This is a genomic window from Bacillus sp. HMF5848 (assembly GCF_003944835.1).
Taxonomy (GTDB): Bacteria; Bacillota; Bacilli; order Bacillales; family HMF5848; genus HMF5848.
In genome coordinates this window covers 1,655,831-1,678,780 of the sequence record NZ_RWIV01000001.1, presented here as the reverse complement: position 1 = coordinate 1,678,780, position 22,950 = coordinate 1,655,831, and the positions used below count along the sequence as shown (strand labels likewise).

General features: G+C 36.9%; 20 protein-coding genes. 7 read left to right on the top strand and 13 right to left on the bottom strand.

Annotated elements, in window-relative coordinates:
• Window positions 1-247 precede the first annotated feature (247 nt).
• The 4 genes from EJF36_RS07935 to EJF36_RS07920 all read left to right on the top strand — a co-directional run bounded on the left by EJF36_RS07935 (window position 248) and on the right by EJF36_RS07920 (window position 4,596).
• Window positions 248-1,297 carry an amino acid ABC transporter substrate-binding protein gene (locus EJF36_RS07935; protein WP_260471851.1) on the top strand — a complete coding sequence of 350 codons (1,050 nt, stop codon included), beginning with the start codon at window positions 248-250 and terminating at the stop codon, window positions 1,295-1,297.
• Window positions 1,298-1,391: 94 nt separating this feature from the next.
• Window positions 1,392-2,564, top strand: coding sequence for an amino acid ABC transporter permease (locus EJF36_RS07930; protein WP_125905798.1), 1,173 nt, complete (start codon window positions 1,392-1,394; stop codon window positions 2,562-2,564).
• 9 nt (window positions 2,565-2,573) lie between these two features.
• Complete coding sequence (locus EJF36_RS07925) at window positions 2,574-3,785, top strand: amino acid ABC transporter permease (protein ID WP_125905797.1); 1,212 nt, start codon at window positions 2,574-2,576, stop codon at window positions 3,783-3,785.
• A gap of 34 nt (window positions 3,786-3,819) precedes the next feature.
• Window positions 3,820-4,596: an amino acid ABC transporter ATP-binding protein gene (locus EJF36_RS07920; protein WP_125905796.1), complete on the top strand. Its 777-nt coding sequence runs from the start codon at window positions 3,820-3,822 to the stop codon at window positions 4,594-4,596.
• A gap of 52 nt (window positions 4,597-4,648) precedes the next feature.
• Here the strand turns inward: EJF36_RS07920 and EJF36_RS07915 are convergent, their stop codons facing one another.
• Window positions 4,649-5,254, bottom strand: a complete 606-nt coding sequence (locus tag EJF36_RS07915; RefSeq protein ID WP_125905795.1) for a histidine phosphatase family protein — start codon at window positions 5,252-5,254, stop codon at window positions 4,649-4,651.
• 60 nt (window positions 5,255-5,314) lie between these two features.
• Here EJF36_RS07915 and EJF36_RS07910 point away from each other — a divergent pair, with 60 nt between their 5' ends.
• A complete protein-coding gene (locus EJF36_RS07910; RefSeq protein ID WP_185806855.1) occupies window positions 5,315-6,535 on the top strand; it encodes an MFS transporter in 1,221 nt (406 codons plus the stop codon).
• A 325-nt stretch (window positions 6,536-6,860) separates the two neighbouring features.
• Window positions 6,861-9,464, top strand: a complete 2,604-nt coding sequence (adhE, locus tag EJF36_RS07905) for a bifunctional acetaldehyde-CoA/alcohol dehydrogenase (protein ID WP_125905793.1) — start codon at window positions 6,861-6,863, stop codon at window positions 9,462-9,464.
• Between the two features lie 132 nt (window positions 9,465-9,596).
• Here adhE and EJF36_RS07900 read toward each other — a convergent pair whose 3' ends face one another.
• The 12 genes from EJF36_RS07900 to EJF36_RS07845 form a co-directional block, all read right to left on the bottom strand.
• Window positions 9,597-11,495 (bottom strand): ABC-F family ATP-binding cassette domain-containing protein, encoded by a 1,899-nt coding sequence (locus tag EJF36_RS07900; protein WP_125905792.1) that lies wholly within the window; start codon window positions 11,493-11,495, stop codon window positions 9,597-9,599.
• 169 nt (window positions 11,496-11,664) lie between these two features.
• Window positions 11,665-12,114, bottom strand: a complete 450-nt coding sequence (locus EJF36_RS07895) for a PTS sugar transporter subunit IIA (RefSeq protein ID WP_125905791.1) — start codon at window positions 12,112-12,114, stop codon at window positions 11,665-11,667.
• A gap of 65 nt (window positions 12,115-12,179) precedes the next feature.
• Window positions 12,180-13,592, bottom strand: a complete 1,413-nt coding sequence (locus tag EJF36_RS07890) for a PTS fructose transporter subunit IIC (protein WP_221760735.1) — start codon at window positions 13,590-13,592, stop codon at window positions 12,180-12,182.
• Window positions 13,593-13,678: 86 nt separating this feature from the next.
• On the bottom strand, window positions 13,679-14,620 hold the full coding sequence (pfkB, locus tag EJF36_RS07885; protein WP_221760720.1) for a 1-phosphofructokinase: 942 nt from the start codon (window positions 14,618-14,620) through the stop codon (window positions 13,679-13,681).
• Between the two features lie 6 nt (window positions 14,621-14,626).
• On the bottom strand, window positions 14,627-15,403 hold the full coding sequence (locus tag EJF36_RS07880) for a DeoR/GlpR family DNA-binding transcription regulator (RefSeq protein ID WP_125905788.1): 777 nt from the start codon (window positions 15,401-15,403) through the stop codon (window positions 14,627-14,629).
• A 365-nt stretch (window positions 15,404-15,768) separates the two neighbouring features.
• A complete protein-coding gene (locus EJF36_RS07875; protein WP_395940568.1) occupies window positions 15,769-16,629 on the bottom strand; it encodes an AraC family transcriptional regulator in 861 nt (286 codons plus the stop codon).
• A gap of 64 nt (window positions 16,630-16,693) precedes the next feature.
• The gene (locus EJF36_RS07870; RefSeq protein WP_125905787.1) at window positions 16,694-18,115 is read right to left on the bottom strand and encodes a sensor histidine kinase; all 1,422 of its coding nucleotides are present in this window, start codon (window positions 18,113-18,115) and stop codon (window positions 16,694-16,696) included.
• Window positions 18,105-18,842, bottom strand: a complete 738-nt coding sequence (locus EJF36_RS07865) for a response regulator transcription factor (RefSeq protein WP_125905786.1) — start codon at window positions 18,840-18,842, stop codon at window positions 18,105-18,107. Before EJF36_RS07865 ends, EJF36_RS07870 begins: the two co-directional genes overlap by 11 nt.
• 17 nt (window positions 18,843-18,859) lie before the next feature.
• The gene (locus EJF36_RS07860; protein WP_125905785.1) at window positions 18,860-19,573 is read right to left on the bottom strand and encodes an ABC transporter permease; all 714 of its coding nucleotides are present in this window, start codon (window positions 19,571-19,573) and stop codon (window positions 18,860-18,862) included.
• A 13-nt stretch (window positions 19,574-19,586) separates the two neighbouring features.
• Window positions 19,587-20,339 carry an ABC transporter permease gene (locus tag EJF36_RS07855; RefSeq protein ID WP_125905784.1) on the bottom strand — a complete coding sequence of 251 codons (753 nt, stop codon included), beginning with the start codon at window positions 20,337-20,339 and terminating at the stop codon, window positions 19,587-19,589.
• A 1-nt stretch (window position 20,340) separates the two neighbouring features.
• Entirely contained in the window at window positions 20,341-21,246 is a 906-nt protein-coding gene (locus tag EJF36_RS07850) for an ABC transporter ATP-binding protein (protein ID WP_125905783.1), read from the bottom strand.
• 142 nt (window positions 21,247-21,388) lie between these two features.
• Window positions 21,389-21,859 carry a DUF6884 domain-containing protein gene (locus EJF36_RS07845; RefSeq protein ID WP_125905782.1) on the bottom strand — a complete coding sequence of 157 codons (471 nt, stop codon included), beginning with the start codon at window positions 21,857-21,859 and terminating at the stop codon, window positions 21,389-21,391.
• An 80-nt stretch (window positions 21,860-21,939) separates the two neighbouring features.
• On the opposite strand from EJF36_RS07845, the gene EJF36_RS07840 reads away from it, so the two are divergent.
• Complete coding sequence (locus EJF36_RS07840) at window positions 21,940-22,908, top strand: alpha/beta hydrolase family protein (protein ID WP_125905781.1); 969 nt, start codon at window positions 21,940-21,942, stop codon at window positions 22,906-22,908.
• The last annotated feature ends 42 nt before the right edge of the window (window positions 22,909-22,950 follow it).

Genomic DNA, 22,950 nt, shown 5'->3' with positions numbered 1-22,950 from the left:
CTCCTTTCGTCAATAATCCATCTTTAATTACTGTTAGTCCTACTATATTAACCAACCTCGAAAAAAAGAAGACAAAATAACCATCTTATAAGCGAAAATGTTTTTAGAATAATCATATAATTGAAATATTCTAAAAAATATATTATAGTTTAATTACCAGCTTTTTGAATTTTATACACTAGATTCCATTAGAAGCGAATAAAATTCAACAAGCTGCAACTTTATTACATAAAGGGGATGAAGGAATTTGAAGAGGAAATTGTATCTTTTATTGACTGTTTTCACCTTGTTTGTAATGGTATTTGCTGGTTGCAGTAACAGCGAAGACACTGCCGCTGAAGAAAAACAATCTTTACTTAATAAAGTTAAAGAGCGTGGGACCTTAGTTGCTGGTGTAAATGGACAATTGCCAGGTTTTGGTTATATAGGAACAGATGGGGCTTACACTGGATTTGACGTTGATTTCGCAAAGGCAGTAGCTGTCGCCGTGCTAGGTGATGCTAACGCAGTCGAATATCGCCCATTGTCTGCCCAAGAACGTTTTACAGCAGTACAAACGGGTGAAGTAGATATTTTAACGCGAAATACAACAGTCACCACTAGTCGTGACACGGGTGTAGGGTTAAACTTTGCTCCTGTTACGTTTTATGATGGGCAAGGTATAATTGTCCGTAAAGATAGCGGAATAAATAGTTTAAAAGATTTACAAGGCGCACGTATTGCAGTTGAAACAGGTACAACAACAGAGTTAAACCTTGCTGATCAACTACGTAAATTAGGCGTTACTTACGAATCGGTAACGTTTGAAGCACAGGATGCTGCTGTTGCAGCTTATGAAGAAGGTAGTGTTGACGCCTTTACAACAGACAAATCTGGTTTAGTAGCTCGTAAGTCGATTATGCAAACCCCTGATGACCATGTGATATTAGACGAAACAATATCAAAAGAGCCTCTTGCACCTGCTGTTATAGCTGGTGATGATCAATGGGCAGATATTGTGCGCTGGGTTGTATATGCAACAATTCAAGCTGAAGAATGGGGCATTACTTCGCAAAATGTGGATGAATTCTTAAATAGCGATGATCCCAACATTCGCCGTTTCCTAGGTAAGGAGGGAGATTTAGGAGAGCAGCTCGGTCTTTCAAACGACTTTGCCTATAAAGTTATTAAAGAGATTGGTAATTATGGTGAGATATTCGAACGTCACCTTGGTGCCAATTCCACATTTAGTTTACAACGCGGTCTAAATGATTTATACACAAATGGCGGTTTAATGTATTCTCCTCCATTTAGATAAACGTTAGATAGCAGCTTTGCTTAAAATTTTCAAAAATATTAGGCCTGCTTGTGTATGTGTATAGGCAGGCCTATCATTTTGAGGTGACGGTATAATGAGAAAGAATCAAACTATGTCTACGCCATTTTGGCGAGATAAACGAATCATTCCTATACTACTCCAAACCCTTTTTGCCATTATCGTTGTCTTGGCATTTATTTTTTTCATAACAAATGCTCTAGAAGGTTTAAGACAGATAGGTATTACACTTGGGTTTACCTTTTTGAAAAACGCTGCCTCCTTTGGTATCGGTGATACCATCATTGCGTATACTCCCGCTGACTCTTATGTTCGTGCCTTACTTGTCGGCTTAACAAATACATTAAAGGTATCTATTTTTGGAATTATACTTGCTACAATAATAGGTTTCATTGTTGGTATATCACGCTTATCATCTAACTGGCTTGTACGAACAATAGCAGGCATTTATACTGAAATCTTTAGGAACACACCTTTACTAGTACAAATATTAATTTGGTTTTTTGCTGTTTTTATTCAGCTTCCTCGTATTGAAGAGCAGGTTCATATTGGTCCCATATATTTTAGTAACCGTGGTATGGCTATTCCTTGGTTAGAAGCTAACTCTGGCTCATTCATTTGGGGACTAGTTTTACTTGTTGGTATTATAGGGGGAATATTTTTATGGAAATCAAAAACAACAAAGCGAATTGAAACCGGCAAAAATACGTATCCACTGTTATGGTCAATTGGAAGTCTTATAATAGCAAGCATTATCGCCATACTTATCACAAGAACAGGACCATTTAACATTACGATACCAAGCGTAGATGGAAAAATGTTTGTTGGTGGATACCGTCTTCGTCCCGAATTCTCCGCAATCCTTATTGGTTTGGTCATTTATACTTCAACTTATATTGCAGAGGTCGTTCGCGCAGGGATACAAGGGGTTCCGAAGGGACAAGTGGAGGCTGCGAAAGCCCTCGGTCTAAAAGGTCCTACGACGATGCGATTTGTCGTTCTCCCACAAGCAATACGCATCATTATTCCACCTTTAACAAGTCAATATTTGAATTTAATAAAAAACTCAAGTCTAGCTGTTGCTGTTGGCTATCCTGATTTAGTTAGTGTAGGTGGTACTATTCTTAACCAAACAGGACGTGCCATAGAACTTATATTAATTATGGTTATCGTGTACTTAACATTTAGTATCATTACTTCCATTTTCATGAATATTTTTAACAGCAAATTCCAATTAGTCGAAAGGTAGGTGATAGCGATGTCAGACTTACAATTACAATTCAATCAAAAACCGAAGCAAGCTCCTAAACAAAGACCGAAGCAAGCATTCAATTTATTTCAATGGATAAAAATAAATCTATTTAGTTCTTGGTTCAATTCCCTATTAACTATCTTCTCTTTATTGTTAAGCGGTTATATTTTGACAAACACATTCGTATGGATTGCATTTGAGGCAAATTGGGCTGTAATTTCGGCAAACTTCAAGCTTTTAGCGGTCGGACAGTTTCCTGTTGAAGATATTTGGCGATTGTGGGTATCGCTATCGTATACTACCCTCCTTTTAGGTCTAACATGGGGGATTTGGCGAGGGACAGCTAAGCTACCTGCATTATTTGTAAGTGCTACAATGGCGATTGTTGCACTTATGCCATTTATTCAAGGAGACACTAGACTATGGCTAATTGCAAACATTGCCATTACATTCGTTGGTTTTGGTTTAGGGCTCAAATTTGAAAAATTAAATAAAATAGCTATTGTAGCTTGGGTACTTTTATTCCCATTTGTAATGTTTTTGTTGAAAGGATTTGGCGTTCTTTCGCCCGTTAATTCAAATCTATGGGGCGGTTTTCTTTTAACATTGCTAATCGCTCTCGTCTCTATTGTTGTTTCTTTTCCATTAGGAATATTGCTCGCATTAGGGCGCCGTAGCAAGCTACCTATTGTGAAATATTTTAGTATTTTATACATCGAGCTCATTCGTGGGATTCCTCTCATTACAGTTTTATTCATTTCTCAGCTCATGCTGCCACTTTTTCTTGGCAATGATGTTGAGCTAGACAACGTCACAAGGGCAATGATTGGTTTTACATTGTTTAATGCCGCATACTTTGCTGAAAACATTCGCGGCGGTCTTCAATCGCTACCACGCGGTCAGTTTGAAGCTGCTCAAGCGCTTGGACTAAATCATACTCTCATGATGACATTCATTATTATGCCGCAAGCGTTGCGTACTGTTATACCAGCTATGGTTGGACAATGTATAGCACTTTTTAAAGACACCTCATTAGTAGGGATTATAGGTTTAATAGACTTACTTGGGATGGGCAAGAAAATTATCGCCAACCCGCAATTTTTAGGCACACAAATGGAAGTATTTGTGTTTATCGCAACTATCTTCTTTGCATTCTGCTATTTAATGTCGTACATGAGTCGTCAATTAGAAAAGGCTCTAGGTGTCGGTGAACGGTAATTGTCATAAATGCACTTGAAGGAGGTAATTATAAATGAGTATTTTCGCAGTAGAAAAATTAACTACTCCCCTTGCAGAACGCGAAGACATTATTACAGTCAAGAGTCTAAACAAATGGTTTGGCAGCTTACATGTTCTAAAGGATGTTAATATATCTATTAAGCAAGGAGAAGTTGTTTGTATTTTAGGTCCTTCAGGATCAGGGAAATCAACCTTTATTAGAACTATCAATGCTTTAGAAGAGTTTCAAGAAGGCAGTATTGTTGTGGACAGTATTAAAGTGTCAAATGATATTAAAGATATTGAAGAAATCCGTAAGGAGACAGGGATGGTATTTCAACAATTTAATTTATTTCCGCATATGACAATTTTAAAGAATATCACTTTGTCACCTATATGGGTACGAAAATGGAAACGTGAAAAAGCAGAGTCAATTGCTCTTGAATTATTAGAGCGCGTTGGCATTCCAGAGCAAGCCCATAAGTATCCTGGTCAGCTATCCGGAGGTCAACAGCAGCGTGTTGCTATTGCTCGTGCATTAGCAATGCAACCAAAAATCATGCTATTTGATGAACCTACTTCAGCATTAGACCCTGAAATGGTAAAAGAGGTATTAGACGTCATGAAAACACTAGCCGAATCAGGGATGACCATGCTTGTAGTGACGCATGAAATGGGCTTTGCTCGACAAGTGGCAGACCGTATTGTCTTATTTGATAACGGGGAAATTATTGAGACTGGTACACCTGAGGAATTGTTTGATAATCCAAAACACGAGCGTACAAAGCTATTTTTATCACAAATATTGTAGAGTAAGGTTCTTTTATACGATAAAACACTTGGAGCAATCCAAGTGTTTTTATTTACATATGAATAAGGTGCTGTGTACTATTTAAAAAGTGTACAATCCTCTTTTGCTGACGAATTTCAAGTAAATGAACACCAGTATCACCAGTAAAAAAACCAACATCATTATTTGTTGGAAGTCGTAAAAAAGCTTGAAGTAGCTTTGAAATCATTCCTCCATGAGAAACAATAGCAACCCTTTTAAAGGAATGACTTTCTGCTAAAATCTTTGATAGAACTAATTCGCCTCTAAAGCGAAATTCTAGTTCTGATTCACCCTCTAATATTCGTTCGTGAAGCAAACGACCTCCTAATGGTTCTGGATATTTTCTTGCTGCTTCCTCGCGAGGCAATCCTGCTAAAACACCGTTGTCGTACTCTTTTAAACATTCTTCCTCAATGAGCTCACAAGCTAGGTGATTATTTAAAATGCCAGCCGTTTGTTTTGCTCGTTTTAATGTGCTTGTCCAAATAACATCAGCTGGATAGTATTCACTAATCCATGATGACATTAATCCTGCCTGCTTTTTTCCAAGCTCTGTTAGTTCGAAATCAGCTTTTCCCTCATGCACATCTAAAAGGTCTGCCTCTGATTGACCATGCCGAATTAATAAGATTTGCATATTAATCACCCATTTCTACAACAATATATATATTAATTGTACAACAATCGAGGTGACTTTGTGTTTTTTTCTCAATTTAAATCTCTCACTTTACCTATAAAAATTTTACTCGTTACTGTGTTATTAGCACACTTATCGTACTATCTCGTGCTCCCTATCTTTCCTATTTTACTAAAAGTCGTGAAGGGATTAACGATTTTACAAATTGGAACGGTACTCGCTGTAAGTTCATTTTCTTACCAAGGTGGTAGCATTCTTGGTGGATATTTAGCAGATCAATTTGGAAGGCGAACTGTCATAACTGTAGGTGCTTTCATAAAAGGATTAGCCCTCATAGGCTTTGGACTAGCTACTAGTTATCCAATGCTTATCGTTGTTGCTTTGTTTAATGGTATTGGTGGGGGATTAAATGCACCTTCTACAAAAGCTGCAATTGCAGAGATTACTTCCAAGCAAGGTGACCAAACGACTGTGTTCTCATTACGCGGTATTGCAGCCAATATGGGTATTGGTGTCGCAGGATTACTCGTTTATACTGTATTTGGTAATCAATCAAGCAGTGTTTTTTACGTAGCTGCTGTAATCTTTTTTCTGGTTGGCACGTTAAGTTGGTTCTTTGTTCCATCCGAATGCGATACTCAACCTTGTGATAAAGTACCCATACGTTCATATTTGCAAGTATTTCGCAATAAAGCATACATAGCTTTTTCCGCCATGAGTATTTTAATTTGGGGCTTGTATGTGCAATTTGCGCTAGCCTTACCTTTAACAGGAGAGCGAATACTAGATAATCCAGCAGCTGTTTCACTCATTTGGACAATTAATAGCTTACTTGTTGTTGTATTTCAAACATTTATTACAAATAAAATCATCAAACGTATAAGCTCCATGACCGCATTTGCGATAGGTGCTCTATTTATCGGTATAGGAATAAGCTCCTTATACTATGCGACAAACTTCTACTTCCTTATTTTCAGTGGGCTTATTTTTATTATCGGTGAAATGATTATTATGCCAACAGTTGACATTGTTATCACTCGTATTAGTGCTGGACAGCTTATGAGTACGTATTTTGGAATTGCTAATTTTGTGGCTGGACTTGGTGAAGGATTAGGTAATTTTTCCGGATCACGACTTTTAAGTATCGGCTTGGGTAGCTACCTACCTTGGTTGACGTATTTATCAGTCGCTATTTTAATTGCGATATTAATTTACTCTGTTAGGCTGTTTCCGCCGATTCAGAAAGCTTTTTCAAAACCACCTGAAGGATCTCATGTGTGATACGCTCACTCTTATAGGATGTGGGCTATCTTTGCTCAAGAAGTTCTGTAATTGAGATTACTAACTCGATGGTTCGACTTCACTTTTTAAAATTTGACCTCTCACTTAATATTAACCTGGTCCCGCAAAAGAATTGGTGGGTAACTAGGTTTTTTTTGTTTTTACGTTGGAAACGACTTTAAATATTACACTTTTATGAACATTGTCATAATGTAGGATTTCACTACAATAAACGACAAAATGTGTCGTTACAACCATGATATAGTTTATACATAAATAAAAAATGAATGAGCATTCACTCATATTTCAATTGGAGGGATTAGTAATGGCAATTGGTGAAAAAGAAGTTAAAGACACACAAAAAATATTGGCAATGGTTGATGGATTAGTAACAAATGCAGTAAAGGCACTTGATGAGCTCCGCAGTTATGACCAAACACAAATAGACACAATCGTTAAAGATATGGCAATGGCAGGTCTTGAGCAACACAAAACGCTTGCAAAGCTTGCTATCGAAGAAACAAAGCGTGGTGTGTTTGAAGATAAGGTATTTAAGAATATGTTTGCAACGGAGTACATATTCGATTACTTAAAGGATATGAAAACCGTTGGTGTAATTAATGAGAATGTGCATGAAGGTATGGTTGAAATTGCGGAACCTGTTGGAGTTATTGCTGGTATAGTGCCGGTAACTAATCCGACTTCAACGGCACTTTTCAAATCGCTTATTTCAATAAAAACGAGAAATCCTATCATTTTTGCATTTCACCCACTCGCACAAAAATCAAGTAGCGCAGCAGCACGTACGATGCTAGAAGCAGCTATACGTGCCGGTGCACCAAAAAATTGTATACAATGGATTGAAGTGCCATCTCTTGATGCTGTACAAATGTTAATGCGACACCCTAAAGTTTCGCTCATTCTTGCTACTGGTGGCGCTGGTCTAGTTAAAGCCGCCTATAGCTCTGGTAAACCAGCACTTGGTGTAGGGCCAGGGAATGTGCCATGTTATTTTGAGAAAACAGCTAACGTAAAACGAGCTGTTAATGACTTAATACTATCTAAAACGTTTGACAACGGTATGATTTGTGCATCAGAACAAGCAATCGTTATCGACCAAAATATTTATGAAGAAGTTAAAGATGAAATGACAGCTAATAATTGCTATTTCTTAAACGATGTCGAAATTCAAAAATTAGAAAAGCTTGCCATAGACGAGAAATCATGTGCACTAAACCCAATCATTGTCGGGTTGTCCGCTTACAACATTGCCAAAATGGCAGGGGTTAAAGTACCAAAAGCTACAAAAATATTAGTCGCTGAATTACAAGGTGTTGGACCTAAGCACCCTCTCTCATGTGAAAAGCTAAGTCCAATTCTAGCATGTTATAAAGCTGAGTCAACGGAGGAAGGATTCACAATTGCAGAGGCCATTTTAGAATATGGAGGTCTTGGTCATTCAGCAGTTATTCACTCAGAAAATCAAAGCATTATTGATGACTATGCCTTACGTATGAAAGCGAGCCGTATCATTGTCAACACACCGTCTACACAAGGAGCTATTGGTAACATCTATAACACATATTTACCATCTCTAACACTTGGCTGTGGTACGTATGGTGGAAATTCAATTTCAACTAACGTGGGCGCCGTCCACCTTATAAATATTAAGAAGATGGCAAAGCGCTCCGTCAACACTCAGTGGTTTAAGGTACCTTCTAGCGTTTTTTTCGAGAAAAACTCAGTTCAGCAAATAGCGACATTACCTAGACTATCAAAAGTATTTATCGTTACGAGCCCAAGCTCAATTAGAAACAAATATGTTGATAAGGTTATTCATTATTTAAGAAAGAATCCTGGGTTTGTTAGTTATGAAGTGTTCTCAGATGTAGAACCAGATCCTAGTAATGAGACAGTGATGCTAGGTGCTGAGATGATGAGAAAATCAAAGCCTGATGCTATCATAGCTCTTGGCGGTGGTTCTGTAATTGATGCTGCTAAAGCAATGTGGTTATTTTACGAGCATCCACACATGAGCTTTGAACAATTAAAACTAAAGTTTTTAAATCCTAGCACACGAGTTGTTCAAGTACCACCATTAGGAGCAAAGGCAATGCTTGTAGCAATTCCAACAACGTCTGGAACTGGTTCAGAGATTACTGCTTTTTCCGTAATTACAGATAAACACACACATACTAAATATCCGATAGCTGATTTTAATTTAACACCTAATGTTGCTATTATTGACCCTCAGTTCACATTGACAGTGCCAGCACACATTACGGCGGACACTGGAATGGATGTTTTAACTCATGCTATCGAAGCGTATGTTTCTGTTTTAGCAAGCGACTATACGGACGGATTAGCTATGAAAGCGATAGAGCTCGTTTTTGATTATTTACCTAAAGCTTACCAAGACGGTAATAATGAAAAGGCTCGAGAGAAAATGCACAATGCTTCGTCAATTGCAGGCATGGCATTTGCAAACGCCTTTTTAGGTGTAAATCACAGTCTTGCTCATGCTGTTGGAAGCGAGTTTCAGGTTGCACACGGACGCGCAAATGCTATTCTATTGCCTTATGTAATTCGTTATAACGCAGAAAAACCAAATAAATTTATGACCTTCCCTAAATATGAACACTTTATTGCGGATGAACGTTATTGTGAAATTGCTACAAAACTCGGCTTACCAGCTCGCACTAGCCATGAAGGTGTCGAAAGCTTGGCTAAAGCAGTAAAACAGCTTTCTGAACAATTAGGAATTCCAACAAGCTTTAAAGACCTAGGTATATCAGAAACAGAATTTATGAGCAAATTAAACGTACTAGCAGAACTAGCTTTTGATGATCAAGATACTTTAGCTAATCCAAAACAACCTTCAATCGCTGAATTGGCAGAGATCTTAAAGTCCGCTTACAACGGAGTATAATTATAAGTTAGCGCATCATATACGTGAAAGACTCTTTAGCGCCTATAGCAAGACAGTAATCAAGGGTCAGAATTTTATACTTTCCGATACATTTTAAAAAAATCAGTCCCGTTTGATAAGGGACTGATTTTTTTAATTTTGGAGTTCTTCAACTAGTATAGTTAATTCTGTCCAGCGTTCAATGGCTTGCTCTAACTCTTGTTCAAGCCTTTGTTGCTCTTCATACAATTTAACTACTTTTTCAGAATCACTACCGGCTTTTATAACATCTTGCTTAATATTTTCAATTTTTTCTTCTAACTCAGCAATACGATCCTCTATTGTATCCCACTCTAGCTGCTCTTTATATGATAATCGTTTCCGTTTCGGCTGTTCTACTTGCATAGCCTGCTGTTTAGCTTCTACTGCCTTGTCTATAGCAGCCTGTTCCTTTTCAAGCTTTTCTTGCTCTAGAAACTCAGTATAATTCCCTTGAAAACGTGTTATTAGTCCATCTCCTTTAAAGACAAGTAGGTGGTCAACTACACGATCAAGAAAATACCTATCATGTGATACTGTTAAAACAACTCCGGGAAACGAATCTAAGTAATCCTCTAAAATAGATAGAGTTTGAATATCAAGGTCATTCGTCGGCTCATCTAAAAACAAAACGTTAGGTTGACTCATTAAGACTCTTAATAAGTATAGTCGACGACGTTCGCCTCCAGAAAGTCTTGAAATATACGTCCACTGCATGCTGCGAGGAAACATAAAACGCTCTAGCATTTGCTCTGCAGTAATCATACTTCCATCAACAGTCTCTACTACTTCTGCTACTTCTTTTATATATTCTATTATTCGTAGTTCTTCATTTAATTCAAGAGCATCCTGCGTATAATATCCAATTTTCACAGTTTCCCCTATTTCAATACTACCAAGGTCGGGTTCACTTTTTCCTGCTAGCATGTTAAGGAGCGTTGACTTCCCTGCCCCATTTGGACCAATAATCCCTAATCTTTCACCAGGTACTATTAAGTAATCAAGATCGTTCACGAGTTGCTTGTTACCTATTGATTTAATTAAACCTTGCACTTCTATAACCTTTTTACCAAGACGAGCGGCACCTAGAGATATCTCCATAGACGCTACTGTTGTATCTTGCTTTTGATCTTGGAGGTTCTCCACCCGTTGGATACGTGCTTTTTGTTTGGTGGTTCTGGCCTTTGCTCCCCGACGTAACCAAGCAAGCTCCCGACGTAATACATTTTGTCGCTTTTGTTCACTTGATAGTTCTTGCTCTTCTCTTTCTGCTTTCTTCTCTAAGAAATACTCATAATTTCCTTCATACACATATAAGCTTCCTTTGTGTAGTTCAAAAATTCTATTTGTAACCCGATTTAAAAAATAACGATCATGAGTGACAAGCATAATAGCACCACGATATTGACTTAAGTAAGATTCAAGCCAATCAATTGTTGCATTATCCAGATGGTTTGTTGGTTCATCTAGCAACAGTAAATCTGCAGGTTGAATAAGTGCTTTAGCGATAGCCACTCGTTTTTTCTGCCCGCCAGATAACTCATTAACCTTTTTATTATAAGACGTAATCCCTAGTTTATTTAATATCGTCTTTGCTGTTGAACTCGCATCCCAAGCGTCCAATTCATCCATTTTTTGTTGTAAACTAAATAAACGCTTTTGTACTCTTTCATTTTCCGGCTCTTGCTCTAATTCCAAAAGGGTTTGCTCATACTCCCTTAGCGACTTCATTATTAGAGCGTCACCATAATATATTTGTTCTAAAACTGTTAAATTCTCCTCGAATTCAGGGTTTTGAGGCAAATACTCGATGCGAAAATCATTTGCATGTGCTATGTGCCCTTGATCTGAAGATTCAATCCCTGCTAACACCTTTAAAAGGGTTGATTTTCCAGTCCCATTTACTCCAATTAAACCTATTCGCTGTTTTTCAGCGATGGCAAAAGAGATGTTATCAAACAGACTTTTAATTCCATATGTTTTGACTAATTGTTCTACCTGTAAAATACTCATTTATCTAACCCTTCTCCTTCAATACATTATCATTATTGTATACGATGTTCGCAAAATAGCAAAGACATAACAAAGAAAGATCTGAGCATAAAACAGGTTTATTGAAAATCTGAAAATAATACCTTAAATACCGAGAAAATTATTCACGAAAAAAAGTTAACCTAAAAGGTTAACTTTTTAGTAAATCATATACATCGGAAGTTGTTTTCAAACTCGCTAATTTATTTCTAAACTCATCATGCATCAGCTTCCGTGACAATGCAGCCAAAATTTGCAAATGTTCATTACCCGCTTGTGCTTCTGGTACAGCAATCATAAATACATACTCAACTGGTTCTCCATCTAGAGACTCCCAATCGACTGGGCTCGCGAGCTTTGCAAACGCTAATCCCGGCTTAACAACAGAAGATGCTTTACCATGAGGAATAGCAACTTTAAACCCTACACCTGTCGTTCCTTCGTGCTCACGCCTTAAAACACAAGCCGTGTAGTCTTCTATATTTATTACTACGCCTGTGGTTTCCATCCTACTAGCAAGCTGTTTAATGCATTCCTCACGACTACTAACATTTAAATTAATCGCAATATGTTTTTCATGTAAAAGCTGTTGTAGTTCCATTATATGACCTCCCTCTATGAAAACTGTGACCGATACAATAATCGTATCGGTCACAGCATAGTTTATTAACCTGCTATTTTTGTAGACGATTCTTCCGTTGTTGACTTTTTAACTTTCATACCTTTTAATAAGTTAACCATTACTGCTGTCACTACCGTACCTATTGCAATAGCAAGCGCATACATCAGTACGTTTGTTACAGCATTTGGGATGAAGAGAACAAAGATACCACCGTGCGGCGCTTTTAACGCTGCATTAAATACCATTGATAGTGCACCAGCTGTTGCAGAACCGACCATCAATGATGGAATAACACGGAATGGATCAGCCGCTGCAAATGGAATGGCACCTTCAGTAATAAATGAAATTCCTAGAACCCCAGCAGCTTTCCCAGCTTCTTTTTCTTCTACCGTAAAGTTCTTTGGAGCTAGCATAGTTGCTAACCAAAGTCCTAATGGCGGTGTCATACCCGCTGCCATAACAGCTGCCATCGGCTCATAAATATTACTTGCCAGCAAACCAACTGCAAATGTATATGCTGCTTTATTAACCGGACCACCCATATCAAATGCCATCATAGCACCAAGAATAAGACCTAGCGCAACAGCGTTTCCTGTATTAAGCCCAGCTAACCAATTACTTAAACCTTCCATAATATTACTAACTGGCGTACCGATTACATACACCATTAACAATCCGACCACTAGTGTTGAGAAAAACGGTATGATAAGAACTGGTTTTAAACCTTCAAAATTTCTTGGTAGTTTAATATAATCCTTCAAAAACTTTGCAATATAACCTGCTAAGAAACCTGCAATAATACCACCTAAAAATCCTGAGCCACCTTGACTCGCTAACATACCACCAACTAAACCTGGTGCTAATCCCGGTCTATCAGCAATAGAATATGCAATGTAACCTGCTAAAATTGGAACCATAAGCGCGAATGCTGCCCCGCCACCAATATTCATTAAAGCTGCGGCTAACGTTCCTTCTTCTTTAAACGCCTCAATACCGAAAATAAAGGAAATGGCAATTAGTAAACCACCCGCGACAACTAGCGGAATCATAAAAGATACACCGTTCATAAGGTGTTTGTATGGACCTGTACGTTGTGAACTTCTCTCAGACTTCGTTTGTTCTACTTGAGAAACATAATCCTGCTTCGCAGGTTTTGCTTGTACTGCTTTTTCTATTAGACTAGCAGCATTTTTTATTGCTTCCCCAGGAGATGCCTTAATAATTGGCTTTCCAGCGAATCGCGCCTCATCAGCGTCAGTAGCAACTGCTAATATAATAGCATGTGCTTCACGAATCTCGTCCGCAGTGATAGCGTTTTCAACACCAACACCACCTCTTGTTTCAACCTTGATTGAAACACCTTTTTCTTTAGCCGCTTTTTCTAATGCTTCTGCAGCCATGTACGTGTGTGCAATTCCTGTTGGGCAAGCTGTAACAGCTAAGATTTTCTTCACGATGAAAACCTCCTTATTTTTTATAAAATAAATATATAAGTTCTCATGTTTACACCACTGGAACTCTTGCTGTAAACATGTATAACCCTTTACAAATGCTTCACATTTATTTTGTCTAAACTGGCAGCAACTTCTTCAAGTGAACATACTTCAGTTCCTGATTTAGATGCAGTAACACTTCCTGCTGTCACAGACCAGATTGCTAACTCTTCAAGTGCAAGATTCTTTACAAGACTATATATAATCATCGCAACCATAGAATCTCCTGCGCCTACTGAGCTTTTCGCCTTAATACTAAGAGCGTCCGCAAAAACACTTGATTCGTTTGTAATAAATAGCGCACCTTCTTTTCCTAGTGATACAACAACAAGCTGAATATTATAGTCACAAATAAGATTGCGCGCAGCTTTTTCAATATCTTCATAGGTTGGTAGCTTTTGATCAACAAATTGTTCTAATTCATATAAATTTGGTTTGATAGCAAAAGGCCCTGCTTTAACACCAAGACGGAACGCTTCACCATCTGCATCCAGAATAATTTTCACCTGATGATTTTTGGCATGCTCAATGAGTTGCTGATAAATATCTTTAGGTGCACCTAAAGGAATACTGCCACCTAAAACAACATGCGATGTATGGTCATACAATCTAGATAAATGATTAAATAATGAATCTAAATCACAAACGGATACTTGGAATCCAGCCTCGTTTACTTCTGTTGTTTGTTTGTTAGCTTTATCTACAATTTTTAAGTTTGTTCTTGTTTCACCATCTACTTTAATAAAGCTTGTAGCAATACCTCTTTTTTCAAGAGATGAAAGAAGGTGTTCTCCTTGTTTTCCTGCAACAAAACCCGTTGCAATAACTGGAACATCAAAATTTTTAAGTACCTTTGCTACATTAACACCTTTACCACCTGGGTCTAATTGAGGAATTGGCTCGATACGATTCAACCCTCCTACCACAAACCTGTCGACAATAACCGTTTTGTCAATCGCAGGATTTAACGTGATTGTCAAAACCGATTTCATCACGCATCACTCCTTCAATGTCGGTACTACAATAACGTCAACCCCTACCTTTTCAAGATTATCCTTTATTTCAACTTGAATATTCTCGTCTGTTATACAAACGTCAACATCAGAAATGGCAGCAAACCGACTAAAAGTTGTTTTCCCAAACTTACTTGAGTCTGCAAGCAATATATTTTGCTTCGCAGAACGTATCATATTTTTTTTCGTTGTTGCTTCTTGTAGGTTAGGAGTCGTCACGCCAGCTTCAATGTCAATACTATTGGCTGCTATAAAAGCTTTATCTACATAGATTGAAGATAGTGCTTCATCAGTCAGAGGTCCTACAAGAGCAAGCGAAACTGGTCGTAAATGTCCTCCTAAGATGATAACTTCTATATTTCTGTAACTCTGTAGCTTTTCTCCAATTACTAAGGAGTTTGTTACAACTGTAATATCTGACAACCCTTTTAACTCATTTGCCATATGATACGTTGTCGTACCAGAGTCCAATAATATAATATCACCTGGCTTAATAAGCTTGGCTGCTTGCTTAGCAATTGCTATTTTCTCAAGTGTAAACTGGTCTTCTTTTTCTATATATGAAGGTTCAAAATTAACACCCTCTGCTGGAATAGCACCACCGTGTGTCCGACGAATTAATCCGGCTTCTTCAAGCTCCTTTAAGTCTCGACGAACAGTAGACTCTGAAACTTCCAACACATCACACAGTTCTTGGACTGAAGCTCTATTTTGCTTCGTAACATACTCAACTATCTTGGTCTTTCGCTCCTCTATAAACACCTATTTCACCAACCTCTTACTTACTCACTTACTACCTTATTTTGAATACGTTTACATTTTGAAAAACATTGATTACTTATGCTCACTTATGATTATATATGGTTAAAAAGTTAAAATCAACCATTATTATGAAATTTTTTGATTGTTTTTGATTTTTTGTGTGTTTTCGTAGCTAAGCACCTATAAATGCTATTTTCATGACAATTAATGTCTAATTAGTGTGCCTAATCGTCAGTGAAAATATCCATCTCGGCACCAAAATCCCGAGGGGCTAGGCGCTGGAGCTAGCTACTAATCTAGGTAGAAAACCTATACTCCATAAAAAAAGCTTCTCATACGTATTGAGAAGCTGCTTCATAACATATTTATTTTTTTACAACTGGGATCCATATCTCAGTTTTATAATTTTCGCTTGTTGGGTCACCACTTGGATACACTTCTATTTCCGGAGCATTTGCATGCTCATAGTTAGTAGATGGGAACCATTCTCCATAAATTCTTTTCCATACAGCCTGAATAGCATGTGGCATTGGCCCGATTACTTCAAATACAGCCCATGTTGCTGAAGGTATTTTTTTTACAACAAAGTTATCACTATGAAGGCCATTATTTTTTTCAACGGCTATCATGTAAGTAAAAGACTCCTGCTCCATTTCAAACTCCATACAAATACCAAGCATACCAAGATCACTTGCGTCTTGCATTAGACCTTCTGACGCACCATCACTATTACAAGTCTGCCAGAATTCAGGAATTCTCTTAAAATTCTCCCCATTCACAGTTGATACTCTCATTGTTTTCCCTATTACTTCAAATGCATCCTTCTCGACAATTCGGTAATTCATATCTTCCTCACCCTTAATTTGTATTTGAAAAGAGAGCCGAGGAATTGCTTTTAATGGCGTATTATGATTTCTAGCTTCACTTGGGCTGACACCATGCAGTTTACGGAAGGCTTTAGAAAAAGATTCAGGAGTTTCATAGCCGTATTTGAGTGCTAGATCAATAATCTTTGTTTTAGATACAATTAACTCTTGCGCTGCCAAGGTTAGTTTTCGTTTACGTACATATTCTGCGACAGTGATTCCGGTTAACATATGAAACATTCTCTGATAATGAAACTTAGACATGTAAGCTTCTTTTGCAGCTTGTTCAATATCGAGTCGATCCTCTAAGTGTTTCTCAAGATAATCAATACTAGCCATCATGTTATTAAGTAGCTCCAATTCCCTCTCTCCTCTCAATACAACTGTATATCAAGATTCTAAATGCATCCTGTCTTTGAGTGCTTTATACAGACCTAGGGATCGTGATAGTTACTGTTGTTCCCTCCTGAAGTTTGCTAGTTACTGAGATCTCCCCATTATGCGCTTCAACAACTTGCTTAGCTATCGCCATACCAAGACCCGTGCCTTTTACTCGAGTATTTGTACCACGGTAGTATCTCTCAAATAACTTATTAATCTCCTCTTCTGAAATACCTTGACCGTTATCATTAATTTCAGCGACAATACAACGATTTTTTTCAGATATGTGGATAGTTACTAAAGTATCTTTTGGATTATGAACAATAGCATTTAAAACGAGATTCATAATAGCACGTTCTATTAAACCTTTATTACAAAACATCACGATTTGCTTGTTTTCTGAATGCAGTTGTAGATTTGCATCTGAGAAATCTGGGTCATTTAATATCTGGATAACTGTTTCTCTTACAACACCTACAAAATCCTCCTGCGCCTTTTTTATAGGTACTGTAGCAGACTTAAGCTGATATGTTAATTTTAAGTCTTCAATAAGTTGCTCCATATATTGTGCTTTTATTTGAATGACATTTGCATATTTTTCCTTTTCTTCATTTGTTTGTATATATGTTCCGTCTGTAAGAAGTTCTGCATAGCCTTTTACAGATGAAAGTGGTGTTTTTAAATCATGTGAAATATTAGCTATCCACTCCTCTCGTAATCGATCAAGTTTTTCTCGTTCCAACTCATTCGCTTGAAGAGCATTCGATAGATTTTCAAGACTGTCATACACATCGTTATATAAACCTTTATCAGGTAAGCTCTTAACATACTTGCCTTTAGATAATTCTTTAATAGCCTCAATTATTTTCAAAACCGGCTTTGTTAAACGAACGCTTAAAAAGTAACCAATAAGACTAAATGTTACAATAACAATAGTTAAGGTTGTAACCGCTAAACGTAAAATATCTCCGACAAACGTGTTTGGATTATAACTTATTACATACTTTGAAACCTCAGAAGAAGGAAATCCTATTATATAGGTAAACTCTCTTTCTTCCCGCTTTGAAATCCCCCCATAAATGGTGTAGCCTTTAATAACATCTGAATACTTATGCGTGAACAGGAGTTGCCCAGGCGTGTAATGTGACGGAGCTTGTGTGGGTTTATGTGTACTGAAAAGCTCTGACCCATACTCATCAAGGACTTGTAACCAAAGTCCACGCCTATTAAGCTCTTGAAAAGCTTCGTTCTCTAGAGAGATATTTGTACCATTCCATAAAATGTTTTCATCAAAACTTAACACAAATTCCGATGCTGTTTCGGATAGTTTGTTGTCATTAAAATTTTTATACACTAAAAACGAGTAAAGTAAAACAAAACAAATAAACGAAAATATAATAGTTATGATGAGAGCGAACATGAGTTGTCCATTAATTTTCCATTTCATCGATATATTATGCTTCATAAGTTCCTCTTGGTATTAGTAGCTTATAGCCCAGTCCTTTTACTGTCTTAATATAATTAGGTTTACTAGGATTATCCTCTAATTTTTCCCGAAGATGACGAATATGCACCATAATGGTGTTATCAAAGCCAAAGTAATCTTCTCCCCATACCTTTTCACAGATAGTTTGTTTGCTTAATATTTGATTGGGATGTTTAATAAGATATGTCAAAAGCTGATATTCTTTGGCACGAAGCTCAACCAGTCTGCCTGCTTTTTTGACTTCTCCAAGTTTTCTATTTACCTCGATATCTCCAAATGATACATTGCTGTCTTCTTGGTCATGATTGACTACATATTGCTGTTGTCTTCTTAACTGTGCTTTGACACGAAAAGCAACCTCTTTCGGGCTAAAAGGTTTTGTTACGTAGTCATCACCACCAATTCCTAATCCAAGCAACTTATCAATATCATCAGATTTGGCTGATAGAAAAATAATAGGGACGAAGTTTGATTCACGTATTCTTTTACAAACATTATACCCGTCCATATCTGGTAGCATGATGTCTAATACAATAACATCTGGCTTAAATTGGTCGGCTAAGCGAATGCCTTCTTCCCCCGTAGTTGCCTTATAAACTTGCTGAAATCCTTCTTTTTGAAGAACTGTTTTTAGTAAAAATAATATTTCTTCTTCGTCATCAATAAGTAATACTGATTTATCAGTTACTCCATCTATCGAGATCATAAGCAAACATCTCCCTACTACACTATATCTTTGCTCCTAAACTGAACATAGCCAGCTAAAAGAACGACTGCTGACCCAATCGTACTAATCGTATACATGAGTGGCAAATTCGCTACCATTTCCGAAAACATACTTGATAAGGAAGTAATAATTGGATACGTCCACGGAAACATAATCCAATAGGTTTCAGAGTTTGCTACAATCATAGATGGTAGCGCTAACCCCGCTCCAATCGCTAGTGGCACACCGACATGCGAAAAAGTAAAACCAACATAAAATAATATTGTCATAATAGGAAGAGCAGAAACATAGATAAGCAACATCCTTGTGGCAATTAGCTGATAAGGGATGGAAATGTCCTTAATCAAGGCAACCATTATAAATCCTAGCATAAGAATAACGATACTATATAAAATTACTATTGCTCCGATAAAAGCCTTTGTTAAAAATAAATTCCCTCTTGAAATAGGGAGTGCTAGTATTTGCTTCCACCCATTATTAGCATGCTCTAACCTAGTTAACATAGCCATTACTACTGTAATCAGTATAGGGAAAATTAACCAAGAATATAATATCATACCATTTATGAACATACTATCCCATTGTGATAATCCTTCCCTAGAATACCTCTCAACAGCTCCTTGCAAAACTGCTATTAAAGGTAAAAATGTGGCAATTCCTAAAATAGCTGATCGTTTAATCTTTTTAATCTCATGTATTATAAGCTTCATTTGTATTACCTCCTCACATAATATCCCTTTTAGTAAATTCAATGATTCCGATAATAGAAAAGACTACACAGCCAACTACCCCACCGACTATAGCATCGATTTGATTATGTCCTTGTAATCCATCAGCAAACAATGCCGTTGCATACGGAAAATAAAAGATAAAATGAGGTGCTTGAAACATTAACATAGTAGATACAATTAAACCAATGAAAGCTATTAATCCAGCGATAACAATATTTTTAAAATATGAACTAATCCAATTATGCAAAGCAGCGACAGCTAAAATGGCTACAAATTGTGTTATGACATAGGAACTAAACATTGTAATCTCAATAGGTTCTGGAAATCCAATTATTTTACCAACTAAAATTAGTCCTGCAGTGTTTAATGTAATCATTAAAAAACTGAATATGGTTGTAACAATAAATTTAGCTAATAAAACATTACTTTTGTAAATGGAAAAACTTAAATACTGCTTCCAACTATTGTCTCGGAACTCAGTATAATGAATAAAAGCCGCAATAATTGCTACAAAAATCGGAACAAATAAACCCCATCCTAATATTTGATGATTTTCTAAAAGTAAAAGCTCCCATGAATTTAGACCTTTATCAACTGCTTGCGGATACAAGTAATCCTCATAACGCATATTCATATCAAGAAACATGGCTCCAGTTGTACCCATTGGGATAATTAAAATAAAGGCCCATAGTAAGCTACGCTTCTGTTTTTTCCATTCGGTATGTATGAGGGACATAATTTCCATACTATATCACCTCACTCGTCATGTTTAAAAATATATCTTCAAGTGACTGCTCAAAGAAACTTACATGGTTAACTTCAAACCCAGACGTTATGAGCATCTTGTTAATCTCTGCCGGCTTTACATGTTTATTGTGAATGGACAGAAAATTATCTTCACAGGTTACTGCTAATTGCTGTTCTGATAATAAAGCCATCGCTTTAGCATCATTATTTGTCTGTATTCGCACTAACGCTTTACTTCTTTGCCTTAGTCGTTCTAACGAATCTTGATAGATTAACTGTCCTTGATGAATAATTCCTACATGACTGGCAATTAACTCAATTTCACTTAGTATGTGACTAGAGATTAATACTGTAACACCCATTTCCATTGGCAATCGTTTTATAAGAGCACGTATCTCATGAATGCCGGCTGGATCGAGTCCATTTGTTGGCTCATCTAAAATAAGTAACTGAGGATTGCCTAAAAGTGCCTGCGCAATCCCTAATCGCTGTTTCATACCAAGTGAAAATTTTTTTACTAGCTTATGCTTCGCTTGTTCAAGTCCAACCACTTTCAAAACATGTTCTACATTTACTTTTGAAACACTTAAAATGTGGCGCGTTAAGTCTAAATTTTCATAAGCCGTCAAATGGCCATAATAAGAAGGTGACTCAACTAATGAACCAACTTGTCGCAATATCTTTAATCGATTCTTTTGAAGCGGTTCTCCAAATATTTCAATGGATCCCGCGGTTGGTTTTATCAGTCCCAAAAGCATCCGAATAGTTGTAGACTTCCCTGCTCCATTCGGACCAAGAAAGCCGTAAATATCATTTTCTTTAACTTTTAAGTTAATACCTTTAACAGCTTGAAATGATCTAAAATTTTTTCTTAAATCTGTTGTTTCAATTAAATATGATGCCATAATCTTGTTCCTCCTTAGCTAAATGAAATGTTGCTTTCATCATAACCAAGGAACCTTATTTCATTTTTACCTGAACCTTAATTCTTCCTTAAATCGAAAGTAATGTAACATGAGGACATCATGGAGAATTAAACGAAGCAATCTAACATTTAGAATCGACTAACTCTTTTTTCTCATCAATTGCTAAACGCAAGGCACGAAGCATGTAACCCAATCCTTTATATTGTGCAAGGGGATACGATATATCTCCCCTCGGAAATAACCCCTCGACAATACGTCTATACTTTTTCCCGGCTAACACAACATAGTGATCGTAGTCATTCAAATTCTTCTCAATAATTTGCTTGCGTAATTGGTCATTTGTGATGACTTCTGGGTGATTCTTCATGCTAAAAGAAACATCATATGAACCTGGCACAATATCATCTTTTAATAAAAAGCCATGCTTAGCAGATAAAACCACCCAGTTATCATCAAAAAATAGACGTGCATATGCTTGGCAGTAAGAATGAAATGTCCCCACATATGCTTTATGAGCTTTCGTTGCCTCTATTGTAGGATCTATATCCCATATCTTCTTGCGGCCACACGGAATAATACATAACTTTTTCAAAAAAATCATCTCCTCAGCTGAACCTTTGACCATTATAAAACGTTATATGTACAAATGTACAATCGATAGGAGCGATAAACATGACATATATTGAAAAAGAAATACAATTCAAAAGCGATATATTATTAAAAGGAACTTTGACTCTACCAGAAAATGTGACTAACCCAGCAATAGTTGTAATGCTTCATGGTTCAGGACCTGTGGATAGAGATGAGAACGCAAAACAAGGTACCATTAACGCCTTTAAATACTTAGCTGATTTTTTTGCAAACCAAGGCATAGCTTCTCTTCGATATGATAAACGTGGAGTTGGCGAAAGCGAGGGTAGCTATTTTGAATCAGGTATGTGGGACTTAGTCAACGATGGGGTAGCAGCTGTCCGCTATGCAAAAAGCCTCATAGGGATAAATCATGAAAAGGTTCTTTTGTTAGGACATAGTGAAGGATGCTCATTAGCGCCGGCCGTTAATAAACAAGAGTCTGTTGCTGGCATGATGCTATTAGCAGGGCAAGCAGATAATGTAAGAAAAGCTACTGAAATGCAAATAAAAATATTTGAAAAAGATGTCCAAGAGATGAAAGGGCTATTAGGAGGTATTTTACGTTTCTTGAAGCTCCATAAAAAGGCTGCTAAAAAACAAGCAAAATTGTTTGAAGAAATCTTAGCATCTAATAAAGCAGTAATTAGAAAAAATGGGGCGAAGGTAAATGCAAAATGGTTGCGTGAGCATTTTAACTATGATAATTCAAACGACCTTGCAAACATCACATGTCCTATTATAGCCATTACTGGTAATAAGGATATACAAGTAAACCCTGACCACGTAAATATATATAAAGAAAAAGTAAGCGGACCTTCAGTAGGATATATTATTGAAAATATGAATCATATATTAAGAGACCAACCCGAACCTACGTCCATTGTTAAAATGAAAAGTATATACAAAAACGGCTTTACAAAGCCTCTACATCATGAATTATATACTAAATTAAATAAGTGGCTAAATGATAGTGGATTTACATCGCAGAAACAAGAAATACATCTTTAAACTAGACATTAGGAAGGACGTTTTATTCTATATGACAAATTA